The organism is Bifidobacterium angulatum DSM 20098 = JCM 7096 (assembly GCF_001025155.1).
Taxonomy (GTDB): domain Bacteria; phylum Actinomycetota; class Actinomycetes; order Actinomycetales; family Bifidobacteriaceae; genus Bifidobacterium; species Bifidobacterium angulatum.
In genome coordinates, this window is record NZ_AP012322.1 from 874,497 (window position 1) to 889,498 (window position 15,002).

Annotated in this window: 10 protein-coding genes; 5 read left to right on the top strand and 5 right to left on the bottom strand. The window is 54.8% G+C overall.

Annotation, left to right across the window (positions count from 1 at the left end; genetic code table 11):
• Positions 1–42 precede the first annotated feature (42 nt).
• Genes BBAG_RS03490 through BBAG_RS03505 form a run of 4 tightly spaced genes read left to right on the top strand, consistent with a single transcriptional unit; the run spans position 43 to position 7,635 of the window.
• Positions 43–1,575, top strand: coding sequence for an ATP-binding protein (locus BBAG_RS03490; protein WP_003826163.1), 1,533 nt, complete (start codon positions 43–45; stop codon positions 1,573–1,575).
• Entirely contained in the window at positions 1,568–4,213 is a 2,646-nt protein-coding gene (gene pglZ / locus BBAG_RS03495; protein ID WP_003826165.1) for a BREX-1 system phosphatase PglZ type A, read from the top strand. The genes BBAG_RS03490 and pglZ overlap by 8 nt, the downstream gene beginning before the upstream one ends.
• A gap of 42 nt (positions 4,214–4,255) precedes the next feature.
• Positions 4,256–6,463, top strand: a complete 2,208-nt coding sequence (gene brxL, locus BBAG_RS03500) for a BREX system Lon protease-like protein BrxL (protein WP_003826167.1) — start codon at positions 4,256–4,258, stop codon at positions 6,461–6,463.
• A gap of 14 nt (positions 6,464–6,477) precedes the next feature.
• Positions 6,478–7,635 carry a hypothetical protein gene (locus BBAG_RS03505; RefSeq protein WP_152595274.1) on the top strand — a complete coding sequence of 386 codons (1,158 nt, stop codon included), beginning with the start codon at positions 6,478–6,480 and terminating at the stop codon, positions 7,633–7,635.
• Positions 7,636–7,807: 172 nt separating this feature from the next.
• Here the strand turns inward: BBAG_RS03505 and BBAG_RS03510 are convergent, their stop codons facing one another.
• Entirely contained in the window at positions 7,808–8,797 is a 990-nt protein-coding gene (locus BBAG_RS03510) for a restriction endonuclease (protein WP_231855896.1), read from the bottom strand.
• Between the two features lie 219 nt (positions 8,798–9,016).
• Between BBAG_RS03510 and BBAG_RS03515 the strand changes: the two genes are divergently transcribed.
• Entirely contained in the window at positions 9,017–9,214 is a 198-nt protein-coding gene (locus BBAG_RS03515) for a hypothetical protein (RefSeq protein ID WP_033508183.1), read from the top strand.
• A gap of 262 nt (positions 9,215–9,476) precedes the next feature.
• On the opposite strand, the gene BBAG_RS03520 is transcribed toward BBAG_RS03515, so the two are convergent.
• The 4 genes from BBAG_RS03520 to BBAG_RS03535 all read right to left on the bottom strand — a co-directional run bounded on the left by BBAG_RS03520 (position 9,477) and on the right by BBAG_RS03535 (position 14,778).
• Positions 9,477–9,764: a VOC family protein gene (locus BBAG_RS03520; RefSeq protein WP_003826176.1), complete on the bottom strand. Its 288-nt coding sequence runs from the start codon at positions 9,762–9,764 to the stop codon at positions 9,477–9,479.
• 350 nt (positions 9,765–10,114) lie between these two features.
• The gene (locus tag BBAG_RS03525; protein WP_033508181.1) at positions 10,115–10,582 is read right to left on the bottom strand and encodes a macro domain-containing protein; all 468 of its coding nucleotides are present in this window, start codon (positions 10,580–10,582) and stop codon (positions 10,115–10,117) included.
• Between the two features lie 130 nt (positions 10,583–10,712).
• Positions 10,713–12,617, bottom strand: a complete 1,905-nt coding sequence (locus BBAG_RS08720) for a sigma factor-like helix-turn-helix DNA-binding protein (protein ID WP_033508179.1) — start codon at positions 12,615–12,617, stop codon at positions 10,713–10,715.
• Positions 12,618–12,711: 94 nt separating this feature from the next.
• Positions 12,712–14,778 (bottom strand): UvrD-helicase domain-containing protein, encoded by a 2,067-nt coding sequence (locus tag BBAG_RS03535; protein ID WP_152595273.1) that lies wholly within the window; start codon positions 14,776–14,778, stop codon positions 12,712–12,714.
• Between the last annotated feature and the right edge of the window lie 224 nt (positions 14,779–15,002).

Below are 15,002 nucleotides of genomic sequence, written 5' to 3' on the forward strand. Positions count from 1 at the left end.
TCGAAGCATGCCGTACTCTGGAGAAAAGGAGGAAAGACGACGATGCCGTATGACTTGAAAACCCTGTTGCGTGGCGAATCCAAGAATGTGGAATACAAGCTCACGCCTCCCTCCAGGAGCATCAACTACACCAAAACCGCGGTGGCGTTTGCCAATGGACAAGGCGGATGCTTGGTATTCGGCGTCGAAGACCAAACGCTTCGCGTGGTTGGCATTGCCGAAGACAAGGTGTTCACGGTAATGGACTCCATTTCGGACGCCATCGTCAATAGCTGCGAGCCACTGATTATTCCCGACATCACCATGCATGATGTGAACGGCAAGACGGTTATTGTGGCCGAGATCGCTCCCGGCTTGCAGCGTCCGTACCATATCAAGTCGCTCGGCCAGGAGCAAGGAACATTCGTTCGCGTAGCTGGCACCACGCGTCAAGCCGATCAGCCCACAATTCGGGAGCTGACCATCGAAGGCAGCAGCCGGAGCTTCGACCAAGTGCAATGCCTTGGATTGTCCGTAGCGGAAGAAGACGTTGAAGCATTGTGCGCAAGTCTGACGAAAACCGCGAAGGATAATGCCGAAGACCCTGCAAAAGTCAAAACGGTTACGGAGAAACAGTTGCTGCAATGGGGTGTGCTGGCGGAACAGGATGGGCAATTGGTGCCCACCAACGCCTATGCGATTCTGACTGGTAATACGGCCGTCCGGTCCGTGGTACAATGCGGAGTGTTCAAGGGAACCACTAAAGCCGTGTTTGTGGACAGGCGTGAGTTCACGGGCACTCCGCAGGAACTCATCGAAAAGTCCTACCAGTATGTGTTGCGTAACATCCATATGGGTGCTCGGTTCAAGGGCGTGTACCGGCAGGATGTGTACGAGATTCCGCCGGATGCCATTCGAGAGCTGATCGTCAACGCGATAGTGCATCGCAGCTATATCGACCATTCAAGCATTCAGATCGCGATTTACGATAATCGATTGGAGATCACTTCGCCCGGGCGTCTGCCGATGGGACAGACCATTGAACGTATGAAGCAGGGCTATTCAAAAATTCGCAATGAGGCATTGGCCTCTGCTTTTGAATACATGGGTTATATCGAGCACTGGGGGAGCGGCATCCTGCGTGTGATGCAGGAGATGCGCGATGCCGGATTGCCGGAACCGGAATTTCTTGGCGGCGATACGGATCTGCGTATCAATATCTATCGCAATGGCTCAGAGACAGGTATTGTGACGGGATTGCGACGGGATTCGCTTTCTGATGACGGGATTGTGACGGGATTGCGACGGGATTCGCTTTCTGATGACGGGATTGTGGAAGGAGCAACTTCAAAAACGAGTGCTGCTCCGAATGCCGCCATTGCAGTGGTTCCATCCCAGAAAGAGCGTATTCTTGATGCGCTGCGTAGGAATGCGAGCATTTCTATCTCTGACGCCATACGGATACTGGGCGTGCAGGAAAGGCAGGCTCAACGAATATTGAAGAGTCTGGTAGAGGAAGGCAGTGCAGTGAAAATTGGTGCTGCCCGCGCCACTCGATACGCTGAAGCGAAGAAAAGGACGGAACTGCATGAGTGAGAATAGCCAAGTAACAAGACTGCTCGCCAGACGTTTCAGCCAGCCAGGCGAGCGTGGGCGCATCGTGTTCTGGCGTGATGACAAGAAACAGTACGCGGATGTTGTGGAAACGTTGGTGGGGGAGCGCACCACTGATGAGATACTGCGTGAGGTTGAACTCATCACTCCGGAAATTGGGGATGAGAACGACAGGCGGTACATTCCGTTCACGGTGCGCTACCGCATGTTCCACGAGCAGCCGAATCAAAAATTCCTTGTATATCTGACGGAGCCGGCCCCGGCAGTTCAGGACAACTGGCTGTTGGATTTGGAACTGGCATACGGCCCCACGTTCACCATGGACAAACTCGCCGTGACGCTTACGGAAACACTGCCGGGAGCTTCCGCCGACACCCGAAACGAGTGGTTGGAAGTTATGAAGCGTGTACCGAAGTTCTTCGACAGCGAAGAACGCGCCAAGCGCTTCGCAAAACGTCTTAACGTGCACGACGACGTCACCGATTTTCAGGCGAAGATGATCGCCACGTTGCTGCAACTGAAAGACGATCGGCACAGCATGCAAGACATCTGGGCTGAGCTGCTTACACAATATTCGCAGGGTGACGATTCCGGTATCACCGCGATCGAACGCATGGGATTAAGCATGTTCCATTGGACTGGAACACGGCGCATTTATCGTTTTGATGTGGATACTGATGCCGGCAACGAGCCAACGGTGAAAGACTTCGTGCTATGGCTGTTCCAGCTGGCATGGAACGGATTCTCCGATGGCAGGAACGCCGTTTCCGCTTATGCGAACATTATTCGCGACTGGGACGACTGGTATAAAAACATCGACATGCGCACGGTGTTGCAGAATCTTTCCGAGAATGCCGTGGAGGAACTGCACCTGTCCACTCGAATCGCCGATATGAGTGTGGAGGAGCTTGCCGACCGTGACCTGTTCCGCGACGTGGACGAGATGATCGTCAACAAGCTGTTCGAACGGTTGGGCTCGCAATCCATTACGGATGACGAGGTGCAACGGATCATCAACGGGCGTAAGCAAAAGCTCTGGTATGCAGAATATACCGACCAATACGAGTGCATTGCCGCCGCAAGCAGGCTTCGCGCCGTGTTGACTGAATGCAGCGGACTCATTAGCACCATCAGCTCGCCGGAACAAGGGATGAAGCTGTATGCCGAAAAGCTGTACAAGGCCGATGGTGCATACAGAAAATATGTGCTCGCATGGCATCGTGCCAACCCGGATGCGGTGAGCGTGGACGATGATCTGCAAAGCGCCTACGAGGCATATCAGCAGGATTTGGGTCAGGCATGGCAAAAACAAGTCGATACGCTTAGCCAATGGAAGTTCATAGACATGGACACACAAACCAATTTCTATGAACGTGAAATCGCGCCGGTATTGAAGTCCGGCAGAAAAATCGCCGTGATCATTTCCGATGCGCTACGTTACGAGGTTGCGCAGGAACTGTCCGAACGCATCGACAGGGAAAGCCGTTTCAGCACGAAACTGAACATGCAATACAGCGTTCTGCCATCCTATACGCAACTTGGCATGGCGGCGTTGCTGCCGCACGGTTCGCTCGAATTCGATGGCAAAGACCGTTTGTATGTTCTAGCGGATGGACGCAGCACCAAAGGAATCGAAGCGCGCGCCGCCATTCTTTCGGCCGTAGGCGGCAAAGCGATTAGATATGACGATTTGACAAAGCTGAAAGTCAGCGAAATCAAAGAACTATATAAATCTTGCAACGTGCTATATGTGTATCACAACCATATCGACGCCACCGGTGATACGGAGAAAACGGAATCGGAAACAGCGGAGGCATGCGAGAAGACGTTCAAGGAACTGGGCGAAGTAGTCAAAAAACTTGCCAGCGGCAACGTTCATAACATGATCATCACTGCAGATCACGGATTCCTCTATCAGGACCGAGATCTGGACAGTACAGAATGGTTGAGCGAACAGCCCAAGGGTGATGCAGTATGGGTGAGAAAGCGGCGATTCTCCATCGGGGCCAATCTTGCTCCAGGTCGTGCGTTCGTGACATTCAATGCCGCGCAGATAGGAATGGACGATCCTCGGAATGAAGGCATAAGCATTCAAGTGCCGAACTCCATCATGCGCTTGCGCATGCAGGGCGCCGGTGTGAAGTATGTGCATGGAGGAGCAGCATTGCAGGAAATCGTCGTTCCTGTGCTGCATGTCAGTAAGGGGCGTTCCGCGGCCGACGATGTGAGGGCTGTGGAATTCACTATTCTGCAACGAACCGACAGGCTTTCCAGCAGACAGTTGACTGTGGAATTCTTCCAGAACGAGCCCGTTGGAGGAAAAATCCGTGCACGTACCGTATTGGCCGGATTGTGGGGGCGCGATACGGCAGGCAATAATGTGCTCATCTCCAATGAGACACCGGTCGCCTTCGATCTGCTCGGGCAGGAGAAAAGCGAACGCCATGTGACGGCTACGCTCATGCTGACCAGTGACGCGGAACGATTCAATGGAACGAATATCGAACTGCGCCTGCGTGAGAAGACAGATGGGTCAAATGTGCTGGTCATGCTTGACCAGAAGGCACGATACTTCTTCAAACAGGGCGTGGTGGCCGACGATGCCGGATTCTTCGACTGAATTGGATGAGCACAGAGGAGAGCGACCGTAAGGGGTAACACAATGAATGAGCAGGGTATGAGCCAGAACGGTTGGATTGAAAGTCCTGAACACAACGCGGATGGGAATTCCCTGAGCGCGTTGGATGTCAAGACCACCGACCTGTTCCCCGGAGTCACCGTCCGCAAGGATCTGGTGAACAAGGTCAAGGGCAATGCGCTGGTGCCCTCATATGTGCTGGAGTTCCTGCTCAGCGCATATGCCACGAACACCGACCAGGCCAGTATCGAGTCGGGTGTGGATCGAGTGCGTACCATTCTTGCAAACAACTATGTGCATCGTGAGGAAGCCAATCTTATCCAGTCGAAAATCCGCGAGAAAGGGAGCCATAGGATTATCGACCGTGTACAGGTGGCCCTTAACGAGAAGACCGACCTGTATGAGGCGACATTCTCCAATCTCGGCATCAGCCAGGTCATTGTCGATCCAAGCCTTGTAAAGGCCTATCCGAAACTGCTGGTGACGGGCATCTGGTGCATGTGTCAGATCGGTTACGCATATTCCGGCGACCCGCGCGAAGTACCATGGCAGTTGCTACAGCTCAAGCCTGTGCAGATGTCGCGTGATGATCGCGAAAACTACATGCAGCAACGTTCGCAATTCACCGATAGCGAATGGATCGATCTGCTGATGCAATCCATTGGGTTCAATCCCGATCTATTCTCCGACCGGGCGAAACTGCTGCATCTGGTACGCATGGTGCCGTTTGTGGAGCGAAACTACAATCTGGTTGAACTCGGGCCGAAAGGCACCGGCAAGTCGCACATCTACTCGGAATTCTCACCGCACGGCATGCTCATATCCGGCGGGGAAGTGACAGTGGCCAAACTGTTCGTGAACAATTCCAACGGACACTTGGGGCTTGTGGGCTATTGGGATACGGTGGCGTTCGACGAGTTCGCAGGCAAGGCCAAGAAGGCCGGCCGGGACTTGGTGGACATCATGAAGAACTACATGGCCAACAAGTCGTTCTCCCGTGGCGTCGAGACGTTCCAAGGCGAGGCGAGCATGGCGTTCGTAGGCAACACCTCGCATAACGTGCCGTACATGCTGAAGAATTCCGACCTGTTCGAGGAACTGCCGAAGCAATACCATGATCCGGCATTTCTGGATCGTATTCACTTCTATCTGCCGGGTTGGGAGTTCGAACAGATCCGTTCCGAGATGTTCACCAGCGGATTCGGATTCGTGGTCGACTATCTGGCGGAGATTCTGCACAACCTGCGCGATGCCGATTACAGCGACCGGTTCGAAAAGTATTTCGAACTGTCTTCCACACTGTCCACGCGAGATAAGGATGGTATCAAAAAGACGTTCTCCGGATTGATGAAGCTTATTTACCCGGGCGGCAATGCTTCTCCTGAACAGATGGAGCCGTTGCTGCGTTGTGCCATCGAGGGCCGCAAGCGTGTCAAGGATCAGCTGTGCCGCATCGACTCCACCATGGAGGAAGTCGAGTTCACATACAAGCGTGCGAGCGACGGTGAAGTAGTCGCCGTGCAGACCTTGGAAGAGCTTGACTACCCGCAGTTGTATTGGCGTGGGCGTGTAGCTGAGAATTCAGAAGATAAGGGCGAGGCGGAAGCGCCTGTTGCCGATGATGCCGTGGCAATTGAGGGTAACGAGGGAGAAGCTGGTGCTTCTGAGAACGCCAATGCCTTGCCCGTAGCGCGGCAGCAAGAAACAGCTGCGATGACTCCAGTCGAGCGCCTTGCGGCAAAGGCCGACGGAAAGCAGTGGGAATTGGTCGAAAACCAACGTGGAATCACGTATTACAAACTGTTCGGGCCATATTTGGCTGGTGCGAAGAAAATCGTTGTAGAGGATGCGTATGTGCGTAAGCCGTACCAGCTGCGTAATCTGGCCGAGTTCTTGGAAATGCTGCTCAGATGCAAAAAATCCGATGAGGATGTAGCCGTTCATCTGGTGACCGGACATAATGATCCTGGATTCGTGGAAGCGCAGTTAAATGGTTTGAACGAATTGGCATCGACGTTCTCACAGCTGGGCGTGAACCTCACCTACGAATTCAGAGACACTTTGCACGACCGTTCCATTACTTCGGATACCGGATGGGAGATTCTTCCCGGCCGGGGGCTTGACATCTTCCAAAAATTCGTTGACGGCGATTGGCTTAACCCGCTGCTGCGCCATCAGCAGCTCCGCCGCGTCAAGGAATGCAAGGTCACGTATAGGCGAATTGAACGATAGTCTGTGAGGATTCTATGAGAGATAGAAATGCGTATGAAAATAGTTCAGTATGGAATATGGTCTCAGAGATTAAACAAGATGAGTATATTAACTCTTTGTCTCCAGGAATGCGGAATTATCTGATGTATCTTTTGGAGGACATCGAGAGAAGAAAAAATACAAACTGCTATTATGTGTCTGAGTCTACTTTAAATACGTTAAATAATGATCTCAGATATATTCGGGATTATCTTTCAAGCAGTAGTCTTGAATCATATATTAATCAAGCATTTGAGCATCTTGCTTCTTCTTGGCCAGCACATAATGGACGACGAGTAGTTGATATTGCGCAGTCAACGTACAATCATTATGTTGACGAAGCTGAAAAAAGAATCAAGGAAATTCGCGATCAGGCTGACAAAATTGATTCTTTAAAAGATGAATTTGATGACTTCTTGGAATCAACAAAAAATGAAATTGTTGAAACAAAAGAGGTGATGGAAAAAAGAACCGATGAAATTGAAGAGGCAACAAATGCAAGGCGTAAGGAGATGGGTGAACAATATGAAGATTTTCTTGTGTCTGCTAAAGAAAATGCTGAGAAATCGATAGAACAAATCACTGAAAGTTATTTAAAAAATATTAAAGAAATTAATCATTCGGCGGAAATATTACTTGAGCAAGTCCAAAAGAGATCAAGCAGTATTAGTGGATGGGTCATCGCTGATTCATATGGGAAATATGCAAGGAATAAAACGGTTACAACACTCGTATACGACATTCTTGCCATTGCTTTTTCAGTAGTGGGAATCTTCCTTGTCGGATTTGCTCTCAATGCGGTTGAGGATAAAGAAACAGCCATTTCTGTTTTTCGGGTGACGGTATCTATCGCGTCGTTCACCATTGCTGGTTTTTTATTTAGGAGGGGGACTTTTAATCAGAGAGAAGCAAAATCAGCTAAAAGGACGGAACTTACATTACGTCAGTATGAGCCTTTTATAGCAAATCTTGAGACGGAGGATAAAAAATCAATTACCAAGGAAATTGCTGAGCGCATCTTCGTTAAAGGAGATATTGGCGAAAATGAGTCAGCTGTTGTAGAAGCAATTGCCGGTCGTGGTTTTTCGGAGAAGAATCTGTCCGCTATAACTTCTCTATTAAAAGCAGCAAGCCAAGCAGAGTCCAGTAAATAGAAGTACTGAGAAGATGGCAGATACTTTGATAAGTAATACTGTCATATACTCATATACTCACAGTTTTTGTGCGATGTTATGTATGAATAAGAAAGTCAAGAATGAAATCGATGAGTCTAGTCGCATCTTCTTGATAAGCAACGATGAGTATTATTAGGCGGCTGTGCCTTTTCTACGCAGGCCACCAAATACGAGTCAGCGGCAGAATGTCGCGCGTCTCCTCATCGGTCTTGTCATACACATCAACATAATGGCGGACGAATCCGTCGAGGTCGAGCAGACGCATGGGAACATTGGAGCGGTCCGCCTCGTATCGGGCTTCTCTGGTGAAACCTCCGGTGGAGACATAAAGTCCGTGGTCGTTCGTGCGTAGGCCGCCAATGAAGGAACGGATCGCAGATGCTCCCATGGCACCCTTGCGGTGTTTGACTTCGACCACGATACGTGGTGATTCCAGTCCAAGGGCATCGGGAGATGCTATGACATCGCGGCCGCCGTCCGGCCCTTTCGGCGTGATCCGAGCGCAATATCCCATGGCTTTGAGCAGTCCTGCCACGAGGCGTTCCATGTCCTCCCAGTCAAGTTGGTTCACGCGGTCCTTGATAAGCTCGATGCCATTATCATATGTGGCGGCGCGGGTGTCCTCATTGTCGTCGGAGGCGTCTTCGCCTGCCGCTTCCTCCGGAATCGGCTGCGAAGTCCCCGTGGCTGATCGGAGGTCGTTCATGACCTCGTCCGACACGGCGAAAATAGTCTGGATGCCGCCGAGGGAGTTTTTGGAGGATTGCTTGAGCGCATCGCGTGATGCGGATGTCTCCCAACGAACGGTACGGGTATAGGCGGGGTCGTCTTCATCACGCGTGGGAACGCAATCACCGGTGATGACGCCAATATGATAAAGACGACTCGCCGGATCGTACATGACGACGGTCTGTCCTTGTGTCATCTCGTGTGCGAAACGGTACACCTGACCGACGATGGCAGCCACTCTGTTTTTACTTTCATTGGGATGTTCGGCTAGATATGTGGCTCGGATCTGCTCGCGTTTCATGGAAGCGATATCCTTGCTTCCAAAATCCCAACCGATGCCGATCTTCCCCTTGTCAAGCCAGTCTTCCGCGTACACCCCACCGTGTCCCGCGCGAATCATCCAAGTACTCATAGCCGCACCGCCTTTCTGCCATTGGTTCCACCGTATCGCATGTTCTGAGATGCAGTTGCAGGCTCCTGATGTTCATGTTTTGATAGGGTGTGGTCCGCACCGCATCCTTGCCCCTTGTGCCTGGACGAGTGATGGAGCATAGCCAAGTATGGGTTCCTGACTTGTCGGTTTGCTGTGGGCGCGGCACAATGTGAGGTAGTCATCCGAAAAGAGGCCGCCGTGAAATACGGAATGAGGAAACTCAGTTGGAAGAGGAGCCTGTCCGCGCGTACGAAGGGCCGCGCCACTCGTGCGGTCAAGCGTGCGTTGATCCCCGGCTACGGCAAGAAGGGCATGGGCTGGCTGCACCCCAAGCGCAAGCTGTATAACACCGTCTACAAGAAGACTACGTTCAGCCTGTTCGACCTGTTCAAGTAGTCATGGGCTAAAGGAGAAATCACAGGCGTCCCGATTCAGACACGTGCGAGTCTCGATTTTCATTAGATTTTCCTCAACAGAGTGCTGTTCCGGCTGATACGGTTTCCACTTTGCGAGAAGTCCATGAATATTTGACGAAAAGCAACTCGCGTTTTCATACAGCCGCTGAGATATTCGATTCTCTGGGAATCTGACAGATCCCGCCATACGGGAGCGCATTCCGTGTGACGGGATCTTCTACGGTCGTAATCGCGTGCAGTACTCAGACGAGCATGGCCTCGATGTTGTTGCCTTCCAGATCGTGTACGAAAGCGGCGTAATAGGTCGGGCCGTAGCTCGGGCGCGGGCCGGGTTCGCCGTTACCGGTGCCGCCATTGGCAAGACCGGCCTCATAGAACGCCTTCACGGCATCATTGTCGGCAGCCTGGAACGCCACATGAATCGGGGCGACGGCATCGCCCTCGGCAGCGGTGCTCACCCACACGGCGGAACCATCCTCGGCCACAAAAGCCTGAACACCCGGGAAAGTCGGGCCCTTGCCGTAGCCCATTAAGGCTAATAGCCGCGGAAAGCAGTGAAAGCCGGGGTGAAGCGGTTCCTGAGCACGGTCCAACTGTGCGCAGCGTTGTCAATGATGGGCTTTCCTGCCGGTATGCGTGACCGACATCCGCGCAGAAAGGGAGAATATGCATGCAAACCATCACATCCAACGCGGATAGCTTCGGCAATGGGCTGATCAGCGTGGGGTTGTAGAACCAACGCCCGTTGCCTTGGATGGTGCGGCAAGCGGAGTATCCCAGGCTGCAGGCGGGTCGGTGCAGGCAGCCCCTGGCCGTCTGGCAGAGAATGGCGCCGCTGGAAACATTGGTACGGCGGTGCATGCCGCGGCAGGCACCATGCTTACGGCCATAACGCAAGCTTCACGTCCATGGTCGAATCGTTTTCCTTGAGCCAGTAGCGGATCTCATCCTCCGCCACATCAAGCGCCTCGGCCCGCGGGTAACCGTAGATGCCCGCCGAAATCAAAGGGAACGCCATGCTGGTGCAGCCGTGCACGGACGCAATCGCCAGACAGCTGCGATAGCAGGAACGAAGCAGCGCCTCCTCATTATGGTCTCCGCCACGCCAGAGCGGCCCCGCGGTATGGATCACATACCGCGCCGGCAGATCAAACCCCGGTGTGATCACAGCCTCGCCGGTTCGGATGGGGGAGAGCCTGTCGCATGCCTCCTGCATCCGGCTGGCTCCGGCCGCCCTGAAAATGGCGCCGCACACGCCGCTTCCCATCAGCAGATCGGTATTCGCGGCGTTGGCAATCGCATCCACCTGCATATCGGTGATATCGTGATGCACTACGGAAAACGGCATGGCCTTCTCCTTACCTCGTTGTCTTTTCGTGCGATTCATACGGCCCGTGTCCATACGGCTCGTGTTCTTGCGGTCCGCGCATAAACCGGTCCATCGTATAGCGCACGCCGCTCATGCGGCTCCGATTATGTTATGCCAGGCGCCGCAGCAATGCCGCGATATCGGCGTCGCCACGGTCGGCAAGCCGCGCGGCGAGCTCGGCGAACGTGACGCAATCATGTGCATCGATCGCATCCTGCAAGTAACCCAATGCCCTCCGCGCGTCAGCGGTCTGCGGGCAGGCGGCCAATGCCAGCGCATCATGCAGCGCGTTGCCGTTCAACGGGCGAACCAGCTCCACGGTGAACGAGCCATCATCCATGAACTCCAGCAACGCCTCATCGCCAACCTGGATCATGCCATCGAGCACAAACCGGCGAATCGTTCCCAGACCTACACTCGTGCCCGTCCAATACACGCTTTGCACGCCGAGCGGCGAATCCAATTCCACGGTATCGCCGAACCGCATATGCAGAATATTGGCGATGGCAAGAGGGAGAATGCTGCCGCTGCCACGCGCATGCTCGGCATTCACCGTAATACGCAACGCCCAGCCGCCAGGAATGCGGAACATGCGCGCCACATCATACGGATTTGCATCCGGCACGTCATAACGCTCCTCGTCAGCGAGCGTGACCACGCCATGAGAGGAGAGGAACGGCAGCGTGGAAGCATACGTCACCACACTGTTCGGCGAAATCGAAAACTGCGAACTCAGCTCCTCCACCAACGCGTCCAACCGCACCGAACCGCCATTGCGCTCGATGCGCTCGCGGATCTCCTGACGAATCCCCGAATACTCCTCCAAGCCCCATTCGCGCAGCGCCCATGTGCCGATGTCCACACGCATGATGCGCTCATCGACGGCAAGCCTGTTGGCCAATGATCTTGCGTTGCCCGCATTGATACGTTCCGCGATCTCCTCCGTGGTAAGCGGATGCTGCTCAACGCTCAGCACCGCGGCAGCGCGATCGCCCTGAGTGCGCCCTAGAATCGCGTGATTCTTATACAGCATGACATCCGAATAGGCGAGCCAATCGGTGAAGTTCCGGGTCTCCCGCTCACGCTGTTCCGCATTCGCATGACTTGCGCTGGGGGCAAGATCGACCACGCCGTACTCGTCGGCAGCCTGCGGCAGATCCGTCTTCACCAGTTTGACCGCATCATCGATGGATGGTGTGGCCAGCCAGCCGTCCGAAGTGCTGAACGTGGGCGAGCATAGGTTGCCGATAAGCGGCAGAATAGCCAATCCTTCGGGTTCGACGGTGCTTTCAAGCTCGGGAATGATCCGTGCCGCCGTGGCATAGCGCAGAATCGTCCCCTCGGCTTCGAACATGGCGGCAAGACGCTCGGATAGGTGGAATTCGCCGTCCAACAGCGTGGTGATCTCGTTGCGCAATGCTTTTTCGATCTGCCGAACGCGCTCGCGGGTGATGTTGAATTCCTTACCGATTTCATCGAGTGTGGAGGGCTGTTCGGCCATTAGGCGCTGGGTGGCTATTGCGTATTCGCGTTCGTCGAACGAGAACAGCAGCATGGTCAGCGATTCGGCGAGCGAAGGCGGCGCGGATTCGATGGGTGTAAATTCGTTGGCGGTATTGGCGGCGGCTGTGCCGTCATTTGCGGTTGTTTCGTTATCTGCGGTTGCATCATCGGTTGCGGCGTCTGTGTCGCCCGCCGTGCCTGTCGTGCCGTCTGCACAGTTGAGCACGTCGTGGAATGTCAACGTATTCAGTTGCGACATGGCTTGCACGACGCTGGGTGGGCAGTGCTCCGGGGCATGCAACTGAAACGGGTGCGTATCGCCGCTATTGTGCTCGGCCATCCATTGCGAGACGGCCAGTAGATCGTTGCAGAACGTGCGCGCCTGCTTGCGTTCGCCATGCTGTGGTGATGCGTGGCGCGGCGAATGTGCGTTGCCAGTCTGTGTGATGTCGTCGCTGGCATCGGTCGGCATCGGGTTGGGCTGTGTGCCGTGATTCGTTGTGCTTTCCAAGCGTCCCCCTTTTCCTCTGTGGCTCCACAGTACAAGCTATAGCGAACGTTTGCATCGGGGTGGCTGCGCAATGAACGATGCCGAGGGCGCAACGCTAGCGGGTGTGCTTCACATAGGTGCAGAATGGGTACCCGGTGCACCCATAGAACGTGCTGTTCGGGTTGTTGCGCGTGTGACGTTCCGCCAACGCGCTGCCGCACATCGGGCATTGCGGGGGCAGCGAGACGCCACGGAAGATATTCGGGCAGATCCTGTCGTGCAACTCGTAGATGAACCTCGATGGCCTTGTTTGATCGACTACGAAGAATATCTTTTTCTTGCAGCGGGTCATGGCTACGTAGAACAGGCGGCGCTCCTCCGCGTGCGGATAACGTTCCACCTCGGGCAGCAGCAGCCCCAGCAACGGCTCCTCGGGAATGGTGCTGGGGAAGCCCTTCAGCCCGCCGGAGCAGCATAGCAGGAACACGAAGTCGCGTTGCAGCCCTTTGGACTTATGCGCGGTCATGAATTCGATGGTCATTTCCGGTTTCTCCAGGAAGGTGATGCTATTGCCGTCGCAGCGGAACAGCCCCTCCCGATCCTGCCCGGTGATGAGATTGAGATCGCTGCGGTATCGCCCCAACAGCAGCACGGACGCCTTTTTCGGCAGCTTGCGCAGCTGCTCCACGATCACGGTGAACCGTTCCTCCGGTGTCTTGCCGCCCAGAGCCTTGAGCGAATAGTCCTTCTTCTCGTTGGTGCTGTGCAGATGCTTGACATACAGGCTGGGATCGGCCATCACGAAATCGCCGCTGGCTTCGATCAGACTGGTGCGGAAACGCCTGGTGGTGGTGATCTGGAACATGCGGGTCTCGCCCCACTGCTCCCACAGCTTGTCGAAATCAAGGATCAGCCCGATGTCGCTTCCCGCGAACCGGTAGATCGACTGCCAATCGTCGCCCACGCAGAACAGCGAGAAGTCCCGCTGTTCGCGCAACGCTCGGATTAGCGCATACCGCGGCCGCGACATGTCCTGGTATTCGTCGATCAGCACATAACGGTACTCGTGACGGTACTTGCCGGTTTTCACGCATTGGATGGCGTCGACGATCATCCCCGGGAAGTCGATGCCGTTATTGGCTCGGAAGCATTCGGCGTAGGCGCGGTACAGCGGTTCGATCAGATCGAGCATCTCCGCGTTGCGCCCTGTATGCTTGCCGCCGTAGCGCCGGTTCAGCGCACGCATGCCGTCGACGTTGATGTTGTTCGAACGCATCTGCTGGATGATGGTTTTGGCCGTGTCAACCAGATGCTGTGCATACTGGCTGAAGTCGTAGTCCTTGACCGGCAGACGGAAGTTCTCAAGTCGTGCGGCAGCCGCGTACTTCTCGCCGAGATGTTTCGGCATCAGCTTGAATGCGAGCAGACGGTAGGGGATGCTCGTGGTAAGCAGCTGGTCGAAGGCGGCTTTGATCGCCTTATTCGCCACGTTCTCGTCGATGATCGGCCGGTTTGCGATGGTGGAGCTCCGGCAGATCTCAAGGCCGAGACTGTGGAAGGTGCAGGCGCGTATGGCCGCGCCGGTCTGCGCCTGAATGCGGGCGGACATTTCGTCGGCGGATTTGCGGGTGAACGAGAGCACAAGAATCTCATTGGGCTGCGCCTTGCCGGTGTTCAGCAGCCATGCGATATACCCCACGATGGTGGTGGTTTTGCCGGTTCCGGCACCGGCCAGAACCAGGGTGTTGTGTGCCGCGCCCACGATGGCGCTGATCTGTTCGTCGCTCAGCTCGTTCTTTTCGACGTTGCCGATCGTGCTTCTGGCGTTCGCGATGGTGGCGGCGTCCAAGAGCGGCTGAGGTTCAAGTCTTCGGGAGTTGCTTCGTTTGGTGGTTCCGTAATGGCGGCCGATAAGATCGAGCGAAGGCAGTGGCGTATCGCCGCCATGCGACTGCCGTGCCGTGGTCTGGGTTTGCCTGCCGGCTGGCTTGCCGGGTTGTGCGGAGCGCTGTGGCTGCGGCTTGGTGGAGTTCTGGGAGCGCTGGCCTGGGGTCGTTGGACGGGCTTTGCCGGCTTGGGGCGCTTTGCCTGTTTGGACTGCTGGGGCGGGGGATTGTGCGGCGACTGGTCGTTCTGCGGCTTTGCCAAGCAGGGTCTGTTGTATCAGCTGCCAAATTCCCATGAGTGCGCCTTCCGTTTTGCGTGCGCAGGCAATTATACTTCGCGGGTTTGCGCGTATCTGCATCGGCGGCATAGCGTGCGGCATGGTGCTGGGTGCCCCTTGATTCCGGTACGATCTTGTGTGCCTCGTTGCATGTGGTCGCCGTCCCTCATCCCGGCGGCTGCCGTATGGTGTCGCGGAAGGATGCCGCAGCTAGAGCGTATTGAGATGTTATGCTCAACTGT

What these genes read in the sequence shown, in the direction of transcription:
- BBAG_RS03490 (WP_003826163.1), top strand. Translation starts at nt 43, where the DNA reads ATGCCGTATGACTTGAAAACCCTGTTGCGTGGCGAATCCAAGAATGTG.
- pglZ (WP_003826165.1), top strand. Translation starts at nt 1,568, where the DNA reads ATGAGTGAGAATAGCCAAGTAACAAGACTGCTCGCCAGACGTTTCAGC.
- brxL (WP_003826167.1), top strand. Translation starts at nt 4,256, where the DNA reads ATGAATGAGCAGGGTATGAGCCAGAACGGTTGGATTGAAAGTCCTGAA.
- BBAG_RS03505 (WP_152595274.1), top strand. Translation starts at nt 6,478, where the DNA reads ATGAGAGATAGAAATGCGTATGAAAATAGTTCAGTATGGAATATGGTC.
- BBAG_RS03510 (WP_231855896.1), bottom strand. Translation starts at nt 8,797, where the DNA reads ATGAGTACTTGGATGATTCGCGCGGGACACGGTGGGGTGTACGCGGAA.
- BBAG_RS03520 (WP_003826176.1), bottom strand. Translation starts at nt 9,764, where the DNA reads ATGGGCTACGGCAAGGGCCCGACTTTCCCGGGTGTTCAGGCTTTTGTG.
- BBAG_RS03525 (WP_033508181.1), bottom strand. Translation starts at nt 10,582, where the DNA reads ATGCCGTTTTCCGTAGTGCATCACGATATCACCGATATGCAGGTGGAT.
- BBAG_RS03535 (WP_152595273.1), bottom strand. Translation starts at nt 14,778, where the DNA reads ATGGGAATTTGGCAGCTGATACAACAGACCCTGCTTGGCAAAGCCGCA.